Annotated in this window: 16 protein-coding genes; 7 read left to right on the top strand and 9 right to left on the bottom strand. The window is 32.7% G+C overall.

Annotated features, from left to right (window positions below; genetic code table 11):
• Window positions 1-74 precede the first annotated feature (74 nt).
• The 7 genes from ACMHYH_RS02070 to ACMHYH_RS02040 all read left to right on the top strand — a co-directional run bounded on the left by ACMHYH_RS02070 (window position 75) and on the right by ACMHYH_RS02040 (window position 6,084).
• On the top strand, window positions 75-284 hold the full coding sequence (locus tag ACMHYH_RS02070) for a hypothetical protein (RefSeq protein WP_414839746.1): 210 nt from the start codon (window positions 75-77) through the stop codon (window positions 282-284).
• Window positions 281-1,477 (top strand): tryptophan synthase subunit beta, encoded by a 1,197-nt coding sequence (gene trpB / locus ACMHYH_RS02065; RefSeq protein WP_414839745.1) that lies wholly within the window; start codon window positions 281-283, stop codon window positions 1,475-1,477. The genes ACMHYH_RS02070 and trpB overlap by 4 nt, the downstream gene beginning before the upstream one ends.
• The gene (trpA, locus tag ACMHYH_RS02060) at window positions 1,470-2,246 is read left to right on the top strand and encodes a tryptophan synthase subunit alpha (RefSeq protein ID WP_414839744.1); all 777 of its coding nucleotides are present in this window, start codon (window positions 1,470-1,472) and stop codon (window positions 2,244-2,246) included. The genes trpB and trpA overlap by 8 nt, the downstream gene beginning before the upstream one ends.
• Window positions 2,243-2,704 carry a PTS sugar transporter subunit IIA gene (locus tag ACMHYH_RS02055; protein WP_414839743.1) on the top strand — a complete coding sequence of 154 codons (462 nt, stop codon included), beginning with the start codon at window positions 2,243-2,245 and terminating at the stop codon, window positions 2,702-2,704. The genes trpA and ACMHYH_RS02055 overlap by 4 nt, the downstream gene beginning before the upstream one ends.
• Window positions 2,697-2,975 (top strand): PTS sugar transporter subunit IIB, encoded by a 279-nt coding sequence (locus ACMHYH_RS02050; RefSeq protein ID WP_414839742.1) that lies wholly within the window; start codon window positions 2,697-2,699, stop codon window positions 2,973-2,975. The genes ACMHYH_RS02055 and ACMHYH_RS02050 overlap by 8 nt, the downstream gene beginning before the upstream one ends.
• 13 nt (window positions 2,976-2,988) lie before the next feature.
• Entirely contained in the window at window positions 2,989-4,266 is a 1,278-nt protein-coding gene (locus ACMHYH_RS02045; RefSeq protein ID WP_414839741.1) for a PTS ascorbate transporter subunit IIC, read from the top strand.
• A 477-nt stretch (window positions 4,267-4,743) separates the two neighbouring features.
• On the top strand, window positions 4,744-6,084 hold the full coding sequence (locus ACMHYH_RS02040; RefSeq protein WP_414839740.1) for an MATE family efflux transporter: 1,341 nt from the start codon (window positions 4,744-4,746) through the stop codon (window positions 6,082-6,084).
• A gap of 26 nt (window positions 6,085-6,110) precedes the next feature.
• On the opposite strand, the gene ACMHYH_RS02035 is transcribed toward ACMHYH_RS02040, so the two are convergent.
• The 9 genes from ACMHYH_RS02035 to ACMHYH_RS01995 form a co-directional block, all read right to left on the bottom strand.
• Entirely contained in the window at window positions 6,111-6,395 is a 285-nt protein-coding gene (locus tag ACMHYH_RS02035) for a hypothetical protein (protein ID WP_414839739.1), read from the bottom strand.
• Between the two features lie 158 nt (window positions 6,396-6,553).
• On the bottom strand, window positions 6,554-7,543 hold the full coding sequence (locus tag ACMHYH_RS02030) for a tRNA dihydrouridine synthase (protein WP_414839738.1): 990 nt from the start codon (window positions 7,541-7,543) through the stop codon (window positions 6,554-6,556).
• Between the two features lie 287 nt (window positions 7,544-7,830).
• On the bottom strand, window positions 7,831-9,156 hold the full coding sequence (locus tag ACMHYH_RS02025) for an McrC family protein (RefSeq protein WP_414839737.1): 1,326 nt from the start codon (window positions 9,154-9,156) through the stop codon (window positions 7,831-7,833).
• On the bottom strand, window positions 9,110-11,476 hold the full coding sequence (locus ACMHYH_RS02020) for an McrB family protein (RefSeq protein ID WP_414839736.1): 2,367 nt from the start codon (window positions 11,474-11,476) through the stop codon (window positions 9,110-9,112). Before ACMHYH_RS02020 ends, ACMHYH_RS02025 begins: the two co-directional genes overlap by 47 nt.
• Before the next feature lie 29 nt (window positions 11,477-11,505).
• Window positions 11,506-11,706, bottom strand: a complete 201-nt coding sequence (locus ACMHYH_RS02015; RefSeq protein WP_414839735.1) for a hypothetical protein — start codon at window positions 11,704-11,706, stop codon at window positions 11,506-11,508.
• Window positions 11,707-12,148: 442 nt separating this feature from the next.
• Entirely contained in the window at window positions 12,149-12,736 is a 588-nt protein-coding gene (locus ACMHYH_RS02010) for a hypothetical protein (RefSeq protein WP_414839734.1), read from the bottom strand.
• A gap of 333 nt (window positions 12,737-13,069) precedes the next feature.
• On the bottom strand, window positions 13,070-14,761 hold the full coding sequence (locus ACMHYH_RS02005; RefSeq protein ID WP_414839733.1) for a nuclease domain-containing protein: 1,692 nt from the start codon (window positions 14,759-14,761) through the stop codon (window positions 13,070-13,072).
• Window positions 14,745-16,691 carry an McrB family protein gene (locus ACMHYH_RS02000; protein WP_414839732.1) on the bottom strand — a complete coding sequence of 649 codons (1,947 nt, stop codon included), beginning with the start codon at window positions 16,689-16,691 and terminating at the stop codon, window positions 14,745-14,747. The genes ACMHYH_RS02005 and ACMHYH_RS02000 overlap by 17 nt, the downstream gene beginning before the upstream one ends.
• Complete coding sequence (locus ACMHYH_RS01995) at window positions 16,681-17,967, bottom strand: hypothetical protein (protein ID WP_414839731.1); 1,287 nt, start codon at window positions 17,965-17,967, stop codon at window positions 16,681-16,683. Before ACMHYH_RS01995 ends, ACMHYH_RS02000 begins: the two co-directional genes overlap by 11 nt.
• Window positions 17,968-17,998 lie beyond the last annotated feature (31 nt).

Genomic DNA, 17,998 nt, shown 5'->3' with positions numbered 1-17,998 from the left:
ACTGGGATTTGTAAAAAAATCCAATTGATATCGTTCTACTTCATGGAAAGGAAGATAATGGCTAGATAAAAAAATTGCGAAGACTTACAGGTAAACGGGTAAAAAAGATAAAGCGATCATTCTTTTTGGCAGGTGGCCTTTCTTCAGAAAATATCAAAGAAGCTACGGCTTTTATTCAACCTTTTGGTGTTGATCTATCATCTGGTGTCGAAACGAATAAAAGTAAAGATTTGAAAAAAATGGTAGCTGCTGTAAAACAAACACATAGGAGGAAAATAGGATGACAGATACAATAAAAAAAGGACGATTTGGAATTCATGGAGGTCAATATATACCTGAAACACTTATGGGTACTCTTTCAGAATTAGAAACGGCTTATGACTATTATAAAAATAATGAGGATTTTCAAAATGAACTCAGTGAATTATTAAATGAATACGCCGGTAGACCCTCTAGACTTTATTATGCCGAAAAAATGACGAAGGACTTAGGTGGTGCGAAAATTTATCTTAAACGAGAAGATTTGAATCATACAGGTGCTCACAAGATTAATAATGTCCTTGGACAAGTTTTATTAGCGAAGAAAATGGGGAAAACTCGAGTCATCGCTGAAACAGGTGCTGGTCAACATGGCGTAGCAACTGCTACTGCCGCTGCGCTTTTCGGAATGGAATGCGAGATATTTATGGGCAAAGAAGACACAGAAAGACAGGCTCTTAATGTCTATAAAATGAAACTGCTAGGTGCATCTGTACATGAAGTCACCGCGGGTACAGCAACCTTAAAAGATGCCGTATCGGAAACAATGCGTGAGTGGACAAAACGCATTGATGACACTCATTATGTTCTTGGTTCTGTCGTAGGTCCGCATCCTTTCCCTACTATGGTAACGAACTTTCAAGCTGTCATCTCCAAAGAAATAAAAGAACAAATCCTTGAAAAAGAAAGTAGACTTCCTGATGCTATTATCGCCTGTGTAGGAGGCGGTTCAAATGCAATCGGCGCTTTTTATAACTTTATCCAAGATGAAGACGTTCGTCTAATCGGATGTGAAGCTGCTGGTAAAGGAGTAGATACACAAAAAACTGCTGCAAGTATTACAACTGGTAATGTCGGGATTTTCCATGGGATGAAGAGTTATTTCCGTCAGAATGAAGATGGCCAGATATCACCTGTTCACTCCATTTCAGCTGGTCTTGATTATCCAGGTGTCGGTCCTCAGCATAGTCACTTACATGATAGTGGCAGAGCAGAATATGTTCCAGTAACCGACGAAGAATCCGTCGTTGCTTTTGAGTATCTTTCAAAAATGGAAGGAATCATTCCAGCAATCGAAAGTGCTCATGCCATCGCATATACTATGAAATTTGCGCCTACCCTATCGAAAGATAAAATAATTGTGATAAATCTATCGGGACGTGGCGATAAAGATTGTGCTGCAATAGCAAGATATAGGGGGGAAGATGTTAATGAATAGAACGAAGCAAGCTTTTGAAAATGGTAAAGCCTTTATTCCCTTCATAACCTGTGGGGATCCAAACTTAGAAATCACTGAGAAACTCGTCTATGCCATGGAAGAAGCGGGAGCAGATCTAATAGAATTAGGTATTCCTTTTTCTGACCCCACAGCAGAAGGTCCTGTAATACAAGCTTCTAGTTTAAGAGCTTTTAAAAACGATATTACTACTGATAAAATTTTTGAGATGGTTAGAAAAGTCAGAAAGAACTCTCAAGTTCCTCTGGCATTTATGACATATGCAAATGTCGTCTTTTCATATAATATCGAACGATTCATTAAAACTATGAAAGAAATAGGCGTTGATGCCTTGATTGTTCCTGATGTGCCTTTTGAAGAAAAAGATGAATTTTTAATGGCTTGTACTAAATATGAGATAGACTTCATTTCACTTATTGCCCCAACGTCTAAAGAAAGAGTTACTACAATCGCAAGCCAAGCAAAGGGGTTCGTTTATTGTGTTTCTTCTTTAGGAGTAACGGGTACAAGAAATACTCTCTCTAATGACATTGGAGAGAGTATTGAAAGGATAAGAAAAAACAGTACCGTTCCTTGCGCTATTGGTTTTGGAATTTCGACTGTAGAACAAGCAAAAAAAATGGCTGCTTTGTCAGATGGCGTTATCGTCGGTTCAGCCATTGTAGAAATATGTGGCAAGTATGGAGAGACATGCGTCCCTCACGTAAAAGATTTTGTCTTTCAAATGAAAGAAGCCATTAGAGTACTATGACCCTATTATTAGATATACTGACCCCCGATATGATACAAGTCAATTATGAATGCAAAACACGAGATGAAGCCGTTTCTTTGGTCGGTCAACTCCTTGTCACTAAAGGCTATGCAAAAGAAAGCTACATCAATGCCATGATTAGAAACATCGCAACTAATGGCAGCTATATCGTTATTGCACCAGGCATTGCAATGCCTCACGCTAGACCAGAAGAAGGAGTGTTAGCTATCGGTTTGAGTCTCGTTACATTAAAAGAACCAGTAGTATTTGGACATCCAAAAAATGATCCCGTAACAATTGTGATTGGATTATGTGCAGTGGATCATCAATCTCACTTAGAAGCCTTATCTGAATTAGTAGATATACTAGGAAATGAAGAAAAGATAAGAGGTATAAAGGAAGCAACATCAGCTAAGGAAATGTTAGCTATTATAAAAGGAGGAGCTAAAAATGATTAAAATTGTGACCGTTTGTGGAGCTGGAGTAGGAAGTAGTTTAATGATGCGCCTATTTTCGCAGCAAATTTTAGACGCTGAAGAAATTGAGGCTAATGTTGAAGCATCAGATATCAGTTCCGTAGATCCAGACAGCTATGATATTTTAATTACGACTTCTGATTTTGCGGATACACTACGCAGTTCTTCAGTCCGCATTGTTCGAATGGATAATATGATAGATAAACCTTACTTGAAAGAACAACTTTTAGAAACAATAAAAAACTTATCGTAAAAGGAGATAAACTGTGGGACTATTTATGTACTTTATTACTACTATCTTAGGGCAAGCTGTCTTTATTATTGGATTTGTAGTCCTAATAGGAATGATTGCTCAGAAAAAACTATGGTTTCAGATTCTTCCAAGTGTCATTAAAACGATGATTGGTTTTACCATGATCAATATAGGCGGGCAAACATTAGGTGTTGCCCTTCTCCCTTTACAACCACTGTTTTCTAAAATCTTTAACATTCAGGCAGTACCTACTGATATCGGTGCTGCCCAAACAGAAAGTTTATCAGAGATAGGAACTGAAATGGCTTTGATATTTGCTTTTGGTTTCTTGGTAAATTTACTTCTTGCACGCTTTACAAAATGGAAATACGTTCACCTTTCAGCACATGTTTCTTTCTTCTATGCTGGATTAATCGCGGCTTTATTAAAATTTAATACCTCACTTGAACTTATACCTTTAGTCTTAATTGGATCACTTTTACTAGGATTTTATATGACGATAAGCTGTGCCTATGTTGCACCACTTATGAAACACATCAAAGGTGGAGAAGGATTCACTCTTGCTCATTCTAGTTCAGTCGGACTTCTCATTTCTGCTGGTCTAGCAAAATTATTTGGAAACAAAAAGAATGATTTAGAGACGATGCATATACCAAAGCAATTAAGTTTCTTAAGAGAAATGACTATTGCTCTTACGCTTGTCATGTCTCTCTTATTCTTATCTATTTCCCTCTTTGCAGGGGCTGGATGGGTTGCTGAAAATATCAGTAACGGACAAGATATTTTTGTATACTCTATTCTTCGTGGTGTTGAATTTGGTGTTTGGATTACTGTTATTCTAACTGGCGTACGAATGATGCTTTCAGAGATTATTCCAGCGTTTCATGGAATTGCTACTAAACTTATCCCAGATTCAATTCCTGGATTAGATATCCCATTACTATTTCCTCATTACCCTACTTCTGTTATCGTTGGCTTTCTTTCCAGCCTCGTCGCTGGGTTAGTGGGTATGCTCGTTTTAGGCCTATTAAATTATCCAATCGTTGTTTTTCCAGCTTTAATCCCGACATTCTTCACAGGCGCCATTACAGGTATTTTTGGTAATGCATTTGGTGGAAGAAGAGGCGCTCTGATTGGCTCTTTTGTAAATGGTTTAATCCTTATTTTTGGCCAAGCATTTCTTTTACCAATGGTTGGGAGTTACGCCCCTATTATGCGTATCTTAAGTGAAACGGACTACGCGTTTTATGGACCACTTCTAGGTCTTCTACTTAAAATGATAGGTGGATAATAAAGACTAAATAGTCAAATTCTTCTATATAACTACTTTCAATCGTTCCCAAAACAGCTGTCTTGGGAGCTTTTTTTCGTAAAAGATAAAAATTGTCAAAAAACACTTTTCTTAGATCAGAAACACGCTCTGCTATCTTTATTTTAATTAGAAAGTAGAAAGAATCGCTACTAAAATAACAGTATTTAACCATAAAATGACTTATCCTATTCGTTTAAAAATAGTGAATTAGAAAAAAAGAGCTCCTAACTATTCTGTTTGGAAACTAGGTTTAGTCAACTTTTTTGTTTGAATTTTATGATGAACTAGATTTCGGTTGCTTGACCATCTATAGAACGTGTACTATACTACTTTGAAGAGTAAAAATATAAGCCTAAACTTTGCCACCGGGTGAAGTTTAAAAGGTATTCTGTAGCATTCCATTAGGTCTTTGGAGGAATGTTACCAGAATACCTTTTTGTTTTGAAAGGAGAAAAAATGAAACCATCAATTCTTAAAAAATTTATTCAGTACGCCAGTGTCAATATTTTAGGCATGATTGGTCTTTCTCTATACATTTTGGCGGATACCTACTTTGTTTCTAAAGCTTTAGGCTCTATAGGCATAGCCTCACTGAATCTTTCAATTTCTATTTATAGTATCATACACGGACTGGGTCTAATGATCGGGATTGGCGGGGCTACTAAATTCATTCTGTTAAAAGTACAAAAGAAAGAGAGCGCTACTCGTGTATTTTCTATCTCTTTAAAAATAGGTCTCATGGTAGGAGTACTATTACTCTTGATTGGTATTTTTGGCGCAAAACGTTTAGCTAGTGGTCTAGGAGCAGATAGCCTCACTCTCCCATTAACACAAACGTATCTGACTACGATTCTCATTTTCGCACCCTTTTTTATAGTCAATAACATTCTATTAGCTTTTGTAAGAAATGATAACAACCCAAATTTATCCATGATTGCCATGTTGGTCGGTAGTTTTTCAAATATTATTTTAGACTATATATTTATATTCCCGCTTAATATGGGAATATTTGGTGCTGCTTTTGCAACCGGGCTGGCTCCCATTATAAGTATCTTTGTTTTACTTATTCATTTCGTACAAAAGAACAACACAATCAAGTTGATTAAAACTAAACTAGAATTAAAACGTGTTAAGGATATTTTCAGTTTGGGCTTGTCTTCCTTTGTGATTGAAATTTCTTCAGCCGTTGCTTTGATTACTTTTAACAGGGTTATTTTACGACTAGAAGGAAATGATGGAGTAGCGGCCTATGCCATTGTAGCAAATTTAGCTTTAGTAGCCATTGCGATTTTCACTGGATTAGCTCAAGGTACCCAACCATTAATCAGCCACTATTTTGGATTAAAAGAATTCGATAAACTTAAAAAGATCCGTCACTATGCTTTGGTTACCGCTCTTCTAATCGCTTTTACACTCTATACGATTATACTCGTATTTTCTGAAAGCATGATACACCTTTTCAACAGTGAAAACAATCGCCGTGTAGCAGAAATAGCAGCTGTCGGTTTAAAAATCTATTTTCTTGGCTTCTTTTTTGCCGGAGTAACGATTGTAACCACCATGATCTTAAGTGCGACAGAACATGTCAGAGAAGCCCTATTCATTTCACTTTTACGAGGATTGGTCCTCATTGTTCCTATCCTTCTAATCGCGAGTTATTTTTGGACTATGACAGGTGTATGGTTTTCATTCGTACTAACAGAACTGATTGTAACTGGAATTAGTCTGTATTTAAATCATTTGAACCATAAATCAGTCCTTAAACAAAAAACGAACTCTATATTTTCTAGAAACTAGTTTTTTTTATCCCTATTTTAAAAAGTTTATTCTTGATCATAAAAAGCATACGTTCGCCCTTCAAAATGTAGCGATTTTAACTTGTCTTGTTTAAATGTACGATCACCTATTGCTATTGGCAAATCTGAATCACTTTCACCTATAGCATCTAATAGGCGGAATGCTTTCATTATCTCTGATTTAGAAGTAAAAAATTTAATCTCTGGTTGCTCATGGTACTTCACGATTACCGGCCACAAGTAGTCTTGAGTAGCTACGTTGTATTCAGGAAAGTCATTAACCGGTATGATGGGTAATTCTTTGTTATCCATATCCATTCCACTCCTTTTTTACTGTCAGCATTAAATACTTATATGCTCTATTTCCAGTTTTTAATTCCTTGCTATTTTTGTTCTTTTCTTCTACTTTATCTCTTCTCTTACAAAAAAAGCCTTAAAAAATCATGTACTGATTCTTCAAGCTTTTTTAATTAGTTTAAGACCGTCTCGTTCTCAACAAGATACTTCGCTTCAAATTCATCCAACAATGTCCGAACTTCAGCTGTTGTTTGAGTTTCCATTAATTGGACTCTTAAAGCACTTGCTCCTTTAAATTCACGGATATAAATTTTAAAGAAACGACGCAGTGGTTTGAAGATACGTGTATCCGTTTCTGAAAACTGATCAAATAAATCTAAGTGCGTTCTGAATAAATCTAACAATTCTTTTGGCCCATGCTCTCTAGGTTCTTTTTCAAAAGCAAATGGATTATGGAAAATTCCACGTCCAATCATCACGCCATCAATTCCGTAACTTTCAGCTAGCTCCATGCCTGTTTTATAATCAGGAATATCGCCATTAATTGTTAGCAAGGTTTGAGGTGCAATCTCATCACGCAATTTCTTGATTTCTGGAATCAATTCCCAGTGTGCATCTACCTTACTCATCTCTCTTTTGGTACGTAAGTGAATCGATAGGTTCGCAATATCTTGTTTCAATAAGTGCGTTAGCCAAGCTTTGTATTCATCGACACTAGCCGCTCCTAATCTAGTCTTCACACTTACTGGAAGGCCACCTGCTTTGGCTGCTTCAATCAATTCCGCCGCAACTTCTGTACGCAGAATCAATCCTGATCCTCGGCCATGCTTGAAGACATTCGGTGCTGGACAACCCATGTTCAAATCTAATCCACGAAACCCTAGTTCTGCCATACCGATACTCATCTCTCTAAAGAACTCAGGTTTATCTCCCCAGATATGAGCAACCATTGGCTGTTCGTCTTCTGTAAACGTCAACCGCCCACGAACACTTTCTTTGCCTTCTGGGTGACAGTAACTTTCACTATTCGTAAACTCAGTAAAAAAAACATCAGGTTTTGCAGCTTTAGCGACTACATGACGAAATACGACATCTGTCACGTCTTCCATGGGTGCTAATACAAAAAACGGTCGTGGCAATTCTTGCCAAAAATTATCTTTCATTTTAAAATCCTTTCGTCTAACAAATTGAAAAGTAAAGTGAGTTTGCTTCTTATCTATTCACTATCTTTTTTTAGTTTATTTATTTTAACAGAAATACTTTTTATCCCAACTAACTTAACTCTAACTATGCTAAAAATTTGATAGCACCATTTTCAAAATGATTGGTTCGATTTATTTTACTACATCGAGCGCTATTATAACAGAGTAAGAGACTGTATGCAGTAGATAATTCGAATAAAGTACAAAAAGACTGGATACACTGAGTGTGTTTACAGTCTTTTTATACTTTATTTATTAGCAACGAGGCTTCGTAGTTGATCTTCAATCGTTGGGCTAAACAAATCAATGTATCTCACTTCAATTTTTGCTCCAAGCTCTAGTCTATTAGTAGAAAAATCTAAGCTCTTAAAAGTCGTTTCCTTATAATCATCACTCTTAGGATACAATAAAATCACTTTTGCTAGTGATTCTGAATGATGGCTGTAGCGTGTAAAATACGCATACATCTGATACAAATCCGCTTGTGATGGTCCATCTGCTTTTAAAAGTTTCCACTTTGTATCCACAATCACTACCTGCTCGCTTTCAAGAGTAGAGCGAATGACAGCATCTGGACGTAGACGGTAACTACTTTTATTATTATCGTCTCCATCAAATAAAAAGTATCGTTGTTCTTGAGTTTCTACTTTTAACTGAGGCAGAGCCTTTTTCATCTTAGTGGCTATGTAAGCCTCAAAAATTTTATCCATTGGAAATAATAAAGCAAAAGCTAACGAACTTCCTTTAAATGAAGTAAACGATTTTTGCTTCAAAAAAATCTCAGCCCACTTTAAAGCTTGCTCGTAATACTGAAATTGTCGTTTTATTGAAACCTTTTGAAAAGCCATTTGGGGTTGGAACGTCACCTGTACTTTTTCAAAATAAACTAGTTGTTCTCTCATTAACCGTTGATTTCGTGGATCATGAGAGACTCCCAATAGGTAACTTAACGTCGTTTTGATCAATTGATTTTCTGCTCCGTTTACCTCAAACTCATCAAATTCAGTATAAAACTTCGCTTTGTTTATCGCATTATACTGGATTTGCTGTTGCAACAGTAACTTCCCTTTTAAAAAGGTTTCGTTGCTTTGTTTAGTGATATAACTAGATTTCAACCCTCTTTTTAAAATATTATCTACTTCAGCAATAAACATCGCAATAAATAGTTCTAAAATAGGCTTTTTATAGGTACTTAAATTGGCCTGACCAAAGTTTTTCCCATCAATCCTTTTTACTGTACGCAGCATACGAATAAATAATTCTCTAACTTGTTCATCATTTGGATGTGTGCGAGAAATTTTAGGCAAAATTTCAATTGTGAGTCCTGACTTAGTCTGCAATACACCTACATATTGATTGGCTTGAACGCCATTACGGATAGGTCGTAAATAATCTGACATACTTGAAGATTCACTGTTACTCTCATCAATAAAATCCTTTAATTCTTGTATATCTTTTTTTGCAATTTTTACGCCTTGAAAAGTATCATTCGCATAGATTCGGTCGTATTCTGCAATCGTAATCGTTCTATTCATTTGATTGACTAGACGTGTTGTTGACAATGTTTGCAACAAACCGTTCAAACTCTGCCAATGAAACCGATGAAATCAATTCGAGGTGTCCACTCTCTTCTTCTATCCATTCATCCAATAGGTTTCTATCAAAAAGATCTGCTACATTCTCTTTTTCCGTTCGGATATAAATTTCTTGACTGTCGTTGAGTACAGCTTTTATTTTTCTGAAATCGTCATAAAAATATTCCTGAAGCAAAGGCAAAATTTTATTTTCGAAGGTTTTTTGCAACTCTTCTATTGATTCAATACCCATAAAAAAGGCATGTCCTAGCGTATGTTCTCTATCATAAAGAACCCGAATACGCTTATTGAGAACGTCTAATACCTCTGCTACGTCGATATCACCTAGAATCCCATTATCGCCAACATTCTCTCGGATGACATCTGAATCGGGCATTTTTTCTACAAATTCAAACCGTCTTCTTAATGCTGTATCCATCATTGATATTGATCGATCAGCTGTATTCATTGTCCCTAAAATATAAACGTTACTTGGCACGCCAAAACGTTCACCAGAATAAGGCAACGTTGCTGTCATACCCGTCCATTTTCCATCTTTATAGTCAATCCGTTTGCTATCTTCTATTAATGTAATCAATTCACCGAACACTTTACTAATGTTGGCTCTGTTTATTTCATCAATGACAAATAAAAATGTATTCTTATTGCCATCTTCTAAATCTTCTTTTGCCTTTCTACAAAAACGTAGAAATACCCCATCTTTTACTTCGTAGTGGATCTTTCCATCAACTGACTCAGCTCTAATCCCTTCAATAAAGTCTTCGTAGCCAAATGACTGATGGAAGGTCACGAATTCAAAAAAGAAATCTGTTTCTGTTTGTTCTTCTAATGGATCAGGAACTTCAGCAGCATCCAATCTTCCTAACTCAGTTAATGCCCATCGACTATTCTTTTTTTCAAAAAAATCTGTTCCTTGACGATAAGCAGAAGTAGTACTCTCTTTTGTAGCATGTTCAATTACTGTCGTACTTAACGTTCCATAGATGGATTTACTTTTTTTGGTCTTGCTATATTCTTGTACTACTTTAGAAAGTTCTATTTCTTTGATTGTCAGTGATTTATAGTTATGTGCCTTATAAGCAAGATAAATAATCTCTCTCCATGAATACCCATCAAAGTTATAGTCTTGTTCTTTCGTCACTTGGTTTCCAACTAATTTTTCTTTGTATTCCTCAATTTGGTAGGTTTTACCAGTACCAGGAGGACCATATAAAATTGTATTTAGACCCACTTGTTCTATTTTTTCCGTTTCCACTATCTCAATACCACCAATTGTTTCTTTTTCTCTTTTTTCTTTAATACTTTTATTTTTCTTAGTTGCTGAATAATCGACAATTACCTTTTCTTCACCTGTACCGTACTTATTTAATAGTCCTTGTACTAGCATGATGGCATCTATTCCTGCGAAAGTAGCATACCAAACACTTTTTTCTCCAAGCTTGACCTCTAAAATATTACTCTGTGAACTCGAACGTTGGATTATTTTTTGTTCTTCTATTTTCTCTTTAGAAGGATAGAACCCAACCGTATTTTTAAAGCTTTTTGCTAATTTTTCAAGCTGTTCTTCATCTTTAATTTCTGGAAATACATCTTCCACAGTGATTACTGTATTCACTTTGTTTGGAATATCTAAAAATAAAGCTATTTCTTCTACAATTCGCTTCCAAGCAAAATTCTTAACCGTTTCTTTTGTAAATTCTTTATTATTTACATTAAACGAAAGCAACTGTCTATTTTTCAAGTCCTCATAGCGTACACTAAGTGGTACTCCTTTTTTCAAAGTAAGCGTCACTTTCCCAAACCATTGACCTTTTAACTCTGGATCATTTAAGAAATACTGATAATCTTGTTCTGATTGACCTATAGAAAACTCAATTAATTTCTTTGAAAAGTCTGATTGATGAACGTCAAGTTTCCAGATAGATTCCTTACTCGTATAGAAGTACCATTCTTTGTTCTCGTGACGATAATCTTGTATCCAATTCACAGACAGTTTTTGACTATCGTTTAATCCTTCTTCAATTATCCCAACTGCCTTGATTCGCATAACTGAAACGGTATTGTTATTGGGATTCTCAAATGGTAAATCTTTTTTACGTGTATAGGTCGTTTTAGCAACGATGTAATCTCCTACACTCATTTCGCTAAGTAGCTCCATAGTCTTTTTATTCTGTTCTTCATCCTCTTTATTTTCTAACTCAAGTTTCCAATTTTTTTGTTCTATAAAATTATCCAGTTGGTCACTACCATCAAGTAAAGTATCTACAAAAAAATACTTCCTATCTAAATCCGCTTTCATTTAATTTTCCTCCAAACCATTTAGTTATCTTATTTACTTAATGCGTGGAAATCGATAATCCCACCAGCCCGAAAGAGTTTTCCTGCTCTATGAGCGATTACTTTGGTGGTGGCATAATCAAATGCTGAACCTACTCCTGCACCATCCATTAGCACAGCTTTTCCTAAATTGATTATTCCTTTTGTTCCGACTTTTTTAATATTACCAATAAGTGAGTTAAATATATCCAATATATCTTCTGAGCATTATCAGGATAATGTTTTTCTTATATAGATAAATTACATACTATAAAATTTTGACTACCACCTAAAATATTTCTTAATATTTTTAGATACGTAGTGAATAATATATCCAACTTAACATGTAGAGAAATTAATTGAAGAATCAATTTGCTACTATTCAGTCATAACTTTAAGTTAGAGATGAAACTTTGAGAATAGCTATGATACAACACTTTATACATGTCTCATAACTTCTTTTGATGATAGGTTGAAATTGATTCGAACATTAGTCAGATTCGAAGAATAACATACTTTTGATTAAAAGTAGTTTAACAACAAATAAAGATACTTTTTGAGAAATAATATTAATTGTTCTACACTATTCTTCATTTATTCTACTTAATTTCCCCACTATTTTTTGCTGAATTAAAAATAAATTTACATTTTATCTTTATTTATAATTATGTGAACGTTTATTTAAGATTGGGATATCATTATCAATTAGAAGAAGATTTCCAATTTTTTTTTCAAGTATTGAAGCACTTTCTTCTAAATTCTTATTAAAAGGAATTATTATTGCTTTTTTTATATAACTATTAACTTGGTCTACTAATGCATTCCAAACTATCTTTTGCTCTTCATTTGCTACTATTTCTGTTATAAAACGAGGTGTCAAACTTGTTCCCCATTCTTTATATTTATAAAATAAATCACCATACATTTGCTTATATAAATTAGCATTCGTTTTACCAATAACAATAACAAAGTCATCTTCTGTTAAACCAACCCATACGTATTGACAGACTCCCACGGTTGTCAGTAACCCTTCAAATGATTTATCACACTTGCATTCGAATTCCGATGTATCGTTATAAGAAATCATTGAAATACTAAAGACTCTATCAGCATCTACATAAACTTGTTGTTTTACGATACTTTCTATTTCTTTGATTTTTTTTATACATCCATGTTTTTCCCTTTCATCAAATAACTTTCTTTGCTCATAACCTCTAACGGTTTTTTCAGCTGTTTTTGTCATAAATACTCCTCATAAAATGTTTTTATAATGTTTAAAATATTTATACTTCTGATTGATTCATACTTTTTAAAACCATAGTTTACTTCATACTTTATTATTTTTTTCGAAATGTTATTGCCGTTTTTTATTCTTTAATTTTTTTTATGAAACATTAGCTTTGAACTAAAATTTATAGCTTATTGGACAGACCAGTCTCATGAAATATATCTGTATTTTAAAAATTAGATGAGATTAACAATTATAGCCATCTGAAGTAGTCCTGAATAATTCATGTGATATAGTAAAAAAAATTTTTTTCTACTAGAATATCAAATTATAAAATAGAACAGTATTTCAAGAAATATTTATTCTACTATTTATAAGTTCTATTAGTTCTTTTTTCATACTACTTAGGTCTTTGGTAGGAGAAAATTCTTTAAATGATATCTTTTCATCTATTTGAATTTTATTTTCAAGTTTTACATTCCCGGATCTTGGAAATAAAACCCAGACTTCTAAGACTGGAGTTATATTCCCTGCAAATGGTCTCATTAATTGTTCTATTGATGAATTTTTAAATAGTATTTTAGACTTAATTGAATCTTTATAATTCCTTAACTGAGTTGGTACTCTTTCATCATTTTGCCACAAACTTGTAAAGCTCCTATATTTGGTGTCCATCACAATTGAACCAAAATAGCTATTATCCTTAAAGATATCTATACGTATATCCGGCTTATTATTTGTAGCTTTTATATAAACTGGGTTATATAGATCAAGGCCATCATTATCTCTAGGAATTTTTTTATTGTATACAACATTTAATCTAACATTATCTTTTTCAAAGACAACAATTGTTCCATCTACGATAAACGGTATTTCGTATTTTGAATCATCAAATATCCAACCTGAAACTGGTACATATCCTGATTCCTTTATCATGATAAGTATCTTTAAATATCCCCATATTTCGTACAAGAGAGCGGAACTCTTCCAATACAGTTGATAGTTACTATCAAGTTGTTTATTAGGTTTATTAGAAGTAACTTTTAAATAAAATTTATACATATAATTATATTTTATATCTCTAACACCACTAATATTCTTTATTCCATTATTGTATTTTGAAATTTCACTTACCCAAGGTTGAGCATGTACTTCTTTTATAATAAAATTATATTTTTCAACTACTTTCAAACTATTATCAATAAATTTTAGTCGTTTAAAATTATTTTTTTCCAACATTACACTTTCAAAAAAAATATCGAGTGTTCTCTTTATTTGTTTTAAAAATAATTCAACCTGAGTAATAATAAACATTAGCTCTCTATTTGAGTTTATATCATAATTAATAAATCTTTTACTTGTATATATTAAGTTTGTCTTTTCAGGAAATCTACTTAAATGTTTTATTGTTTGTTGATCAATATTGAATCTTTTTCCTTTTTCTTGCCAAAAGTAATTCTTTCCAATTTCACTTTTAGGATTAAGTATTATTTGATTTAGTATATTTGTAAACTTAGGCAGTTCTGCATTTAGTACCGTTATCTTATTGAAAATTATATTATCTGAAGTTACTGAACTCTTATCATGTTTATTTCCCGTATTTCTAAATTTCATGTCAAGTGATAAGCCAACAACTTCTTTTTCTATCTCAGATTTCATAAGTTCCCATTCAGAGACACTCATATTCTTAGGATTTATCTTAAACCAACTATAGTGAACATTATTTTTAGCATCCTTTAAGAGTACTTGATAATAACCAGGTATTAAAGGCTCAGTTATTTTATGTTTAAATGAATATAAATAGATTTGTTCTTTTCCAATTTTCCACCATCCATCATCGTCGATTTCAACATTATCCATAAAATCAAATCCTTCAATTTTGATTAACACCTCTGCTCCTGCAGAAACAGATAATTCAATTAGTTCACTAAACTCTGGAATTTCACATAATTTAAAAGATTCGATATTATCGTTCCCAAAAAAAATCAATTCTTTTTCGTAACGATCACTTTTTAAAAATAACTTACATGGTGTAACCATGGATTTTTAGCTCCTTTATTTTATGCTGAATAACTTTTCGTGACTCACTAAACGAAGAGATTTCCTTATTCGCATCCAATAAATCCAGAAGTTCTCCAGGATTAGTACTATCTCCTAATAATATTGATAATTGTCCTTCAGAACCTCTAACTTTTGTTAGTATCCGCTGAACAATTTGTAAATCTATTGCCTCATCTTTTTTTATTGGAGATTGAACTGGAATATTTTTTAAATATTCGTCTATTTGTTTTATTATTCTCCAACCGATCCCAACATGTCTATTGGATTCATTAATTATTTTATGCAACTTCTCAAAAAAAACTAATTCAGTTTTAATTAAACCCTCATTTCCTAGGGAAAACTCTCTGAATTTTTCATAGTCCATACCTTTTTTCCCTGCATTTTTTTTACTTTCAGGATACTCTCTTTCATTTACTAATTCAGAAAAAGGTAGCATATTTAAATTAATTACATTAGCTCTATCAAGTACTTTGTCAGAGAATTGAAATGTAGATTCATCTAAGTTTACTGTTCCTACAAATAAAACATTTCTTGGGATTTTTATTTCATGTGGATATTTTTCAGAATTATAAAATCTATTTGCTAAATCTTGATTGTATAAGCTAATTTTTCTTTGTTCATTATCCATTTCGAGCACTGATAGAAATTGAGAAAAATAGTGTTCAACTTTAGCTAGATTCATTTCATCAAAACAAATAATATACATTTGATCTGTGTTATTTTGTGCGTCAATTAACGTATCTACTACGCCCGAATCTCCTGCTCGATATATTGAATTTATTGTATCCGCATACCCTAAGAAATCAGAATCATCTTGCCAAAAGGGACGAACTGGAACAATTTTAGATTGACCTTCTTTCAACTTCAAGGCATCTCCATATGCTTTAACTAACTTTGACTTCCCAGTACCTGAGAGTCCAGCTAATATAACTAAATTTCCTGTTTTCATAGCTGTATGAAAATTGTATAAATCTTTTTCATCATAGTACAAGTTATACTTTTTACCTGTAGTTACTTCAATGAAGTACTGCATAAACTCTTCTTCTTCATCAATTTGTTCTTCCAACATAACTTCTTCAGATATTTCTTTTGCATTTAATACGCTATCTTTTGACTCTACACTAGCGAAACTTAGATCGTCCAACAATAATATTTCTTCTAGTTTACCAATATCTTCGTGTGTTAATTTATCGTTGGGTACAAATAGAATATCTTCTTTTTCTCCATTAGTGCACACAAATTCATCCCAACTATCATTAATTAGATATTTTTTAAATTCATCTGGATTTATTTTATATCTTACACCATGAATATTATTATTTTGAAATATGATTCCTGTATACAAAAATCTATTATCTTCATCTTCCCATATAACCCGAGTTGGATAATCTTCTTCTTCTCTGGATACGTTGTTTGCTACTCCTGTGTATTGAAAGGTTGTTAGACGTTCTTCGAATTTATCTATAGAACTATCGTGAAAAACAAGTCCTTCATCATTAGGTTTAAAAACTGGTATAGGTTCATAAACTGATTTATCGCTAAAATCATCAGGTAACTCCACCAACCTAATTTCTCTTGCAACATAGTAATAATCAGTTTGACCCGATTTTCGCTTTTCTGGTTTAAATATTATCAGAAAATCTGATAAAAAATCTGCTAATTCACTTTTCCTAAGATTATGATCATCTGTACCTGAATCTGTGTATCCCCATTGAAGTAGTTCATTGCTAAAACATTGGACTGAACGAATATCTTCTGGAACATCTGATGAAAAGTTTGATAATGGTATTATCGTAAAAACGGTGTCATTATTTTTGTTAATTGTTATAGGTTGAACATATCTATCCTCATCTATAACTGGTTCATTAGCTAAAACACCTATCATATCTACATTAGATTTATGATTCATTTTTATAAGCTCCTTTTAATTCAGTAAAATTATTAATTTCTATTATTTTTTTAAATTTCTTTGAAACTAAGCCACGTTGCCCTTTTTTAACAAATCTATACTTGATTAGCCAGATTGCTTCATAATTATCTTCTTCAAACAGTGCCATATCTTCTGGCATTGTGCTACTTGTATAAACTTCAAATAAGTCTTCTTTAAAGTTGAATCCTGCTATCTCACCAAACACTAAAATCTTTTTCTTCTTTTTTTCTTTTTGTGTATTTTCTTCAGTCATTTTACCAAGATATTCTTCTTTTCGGACTTGTTCAGTACTTTCAAGCAGATGTTCTGATTGATTTTCCTGATTTACTATATAGTCTTGCTTTTTTTGATTTTCTTTATCTTCCACTTCTGAAATTCCATTTGTTGATTCTAAAAAAAATTTATCATTCTTTTGTTTTTGTATTAAAAAATTTAGTCTCTTTATTTCGTTAATATTCAATATGTTTACATCTTTCAACTCACCAATAAATTCATATTTTTTTATGTTTTCTTGTTTTAAATCATTGTTTTCCATTCTTAGTTTTTCAAACTCTTTCTGTAGTCTTTCTTTTTGAGTTATTAAATTACTTATTTCTTTTGTCTCTTTTTTATTATTCTCTAAGTTTTGTTTTAACTCACTTAATGTATTTGCATATTTTTTTTGTAAGTTTTTTTTGTCATTTTGAAGATTTGAAATTTCATTTTCTCGTTGTTTTATTAACTTATTCATTTTCGATTCATTAGTCTGCCATTTTATACGCTCTTTAAACTGTTTTTTTTCTAGTTTTTCTAACTCTTTTAAATAATTTTTGTTTATACTATCAATAATATTATCTCGTTTTTCTTCATTTTTTATTTCTATTTGATTTACTACTCTAGTCTTTTCCAAGCTTTCTTTATTTGCTTCCCAAAAATATGTGACTTTCTCAAAACCTTCTATTCTTATCATAGTTAATAAATAATTAGAAAGACCTCGAAAGCTACTTAACTTACCCAAGTTGATATCATTAATAACCTGGTCAATATCGAATTCTTTTATCTCAGGTTGTTCTACTAAATTATTTTTCTGATTTTTCCATTGTTTATATATTTCAAATAAATTACTTTTTGTTTTTAAATTTTTCAATACGATATCCCTAGTTTTATCATTTACTTCTCTAATGCCAATTATCTTTATTCTTTTATTCAGAATTATCTTTTTCAATTCACTATTGCTAAAACCTTCTAATATGAAACTTATTAAATCCTCGTTCACTAGAAATTCACTCCCTATAATGTTGCATTGC

It is taken from the genome of Carnobacterium sp. TMP28 (assembly GCF_047553015.1).
Classification (GTDB): domain Bacteria; phylum Bacillota; class Bacilli; order Lactobacillales; family Carnobacteriaceae; genus Carnobacterium_A.
This window is presented reverse-complemented; position numbering and strand designations above follow the sequence as displayed.

Bases quoted from the DNA above. Each gene is read 5' to 3' on its own strand.
- ACMHYH_RS02000 (WP_414839732.1), bottom strand. From the start codon at position 16,691: ATGAATCATAAATCTAATGTAGATATGATAGGTGTTTTAGCTAATGAA.
- ACMHYH_RS02010 (WP_414839734.1), bottom strand. From the start codon at position 12,736: ATGACAAAAACAGCTGAAAAAACCGTTAGAGGTTATGAGCAAAGAAAG.
- trpB (WP_414839745.1), top strand. From the start codon at position 281: ATGACAGATACAATAAAAAAAGGACGATTTGGAATTCATGGAGGTCAA.
- ACMHYH_RS02050 (WP_414839742.1), top strand. From the start codon at position 2,697: ATGATTAAAATTGTGACCGTTTGTGGAGCTGGAGTAGGAAGTAGTTTA.
- ACMHYH_RS02030 (WP_414839738.1), bottom strand. From the start codon at position 7,543: ATGAAAGATAATTTTTGGCAAGAATTGCCACGACCGTTTTTTGTATTA.
- trpA (WP_414839744.1), top strand. From the start codon at position 1,470: ATGAATAGAACGAAGCAAGCTTTTGAAAATGGTAAAGCCTTTATTCCC.
- ACMHYH_RS02020 (WP_414839736.1), bottom strand. From the start codon at position 11,476: ATGAAAGCGGATTTAGATAGGAAGTATTTTTTTGTAGATACTTTACTT.
- ACMHYH_RS02055 (WP_414839743.1), top strand. From the start codon at position 2,243: ATGACCCTATTATTAGATATACTGACCCCCGATATGATACAAGTCAAT.
- ACMHYH_RS02035 (WP_414839739.1), bottom strand. From the start codon at position 6,395: ATGGATAACAAAGAATTACCCATCATACCGGTTAATGACTTTCCTGAA.
- ACMHYH_RS02005 (WP_414839733.1), bottom strand. From the start codon at position 14,761: ATGGTTACACCATGTAAGTTATTTTTAAAAAGTGATCGTTACGAAAAA.
- ACMHYH_RS02040 (WP_414839740.1), top strand. From the start codon at position 4,744: ATGAAACCATCAATTCTTAAAAAATTTATTCAGTACGCCAGTGTCAAT.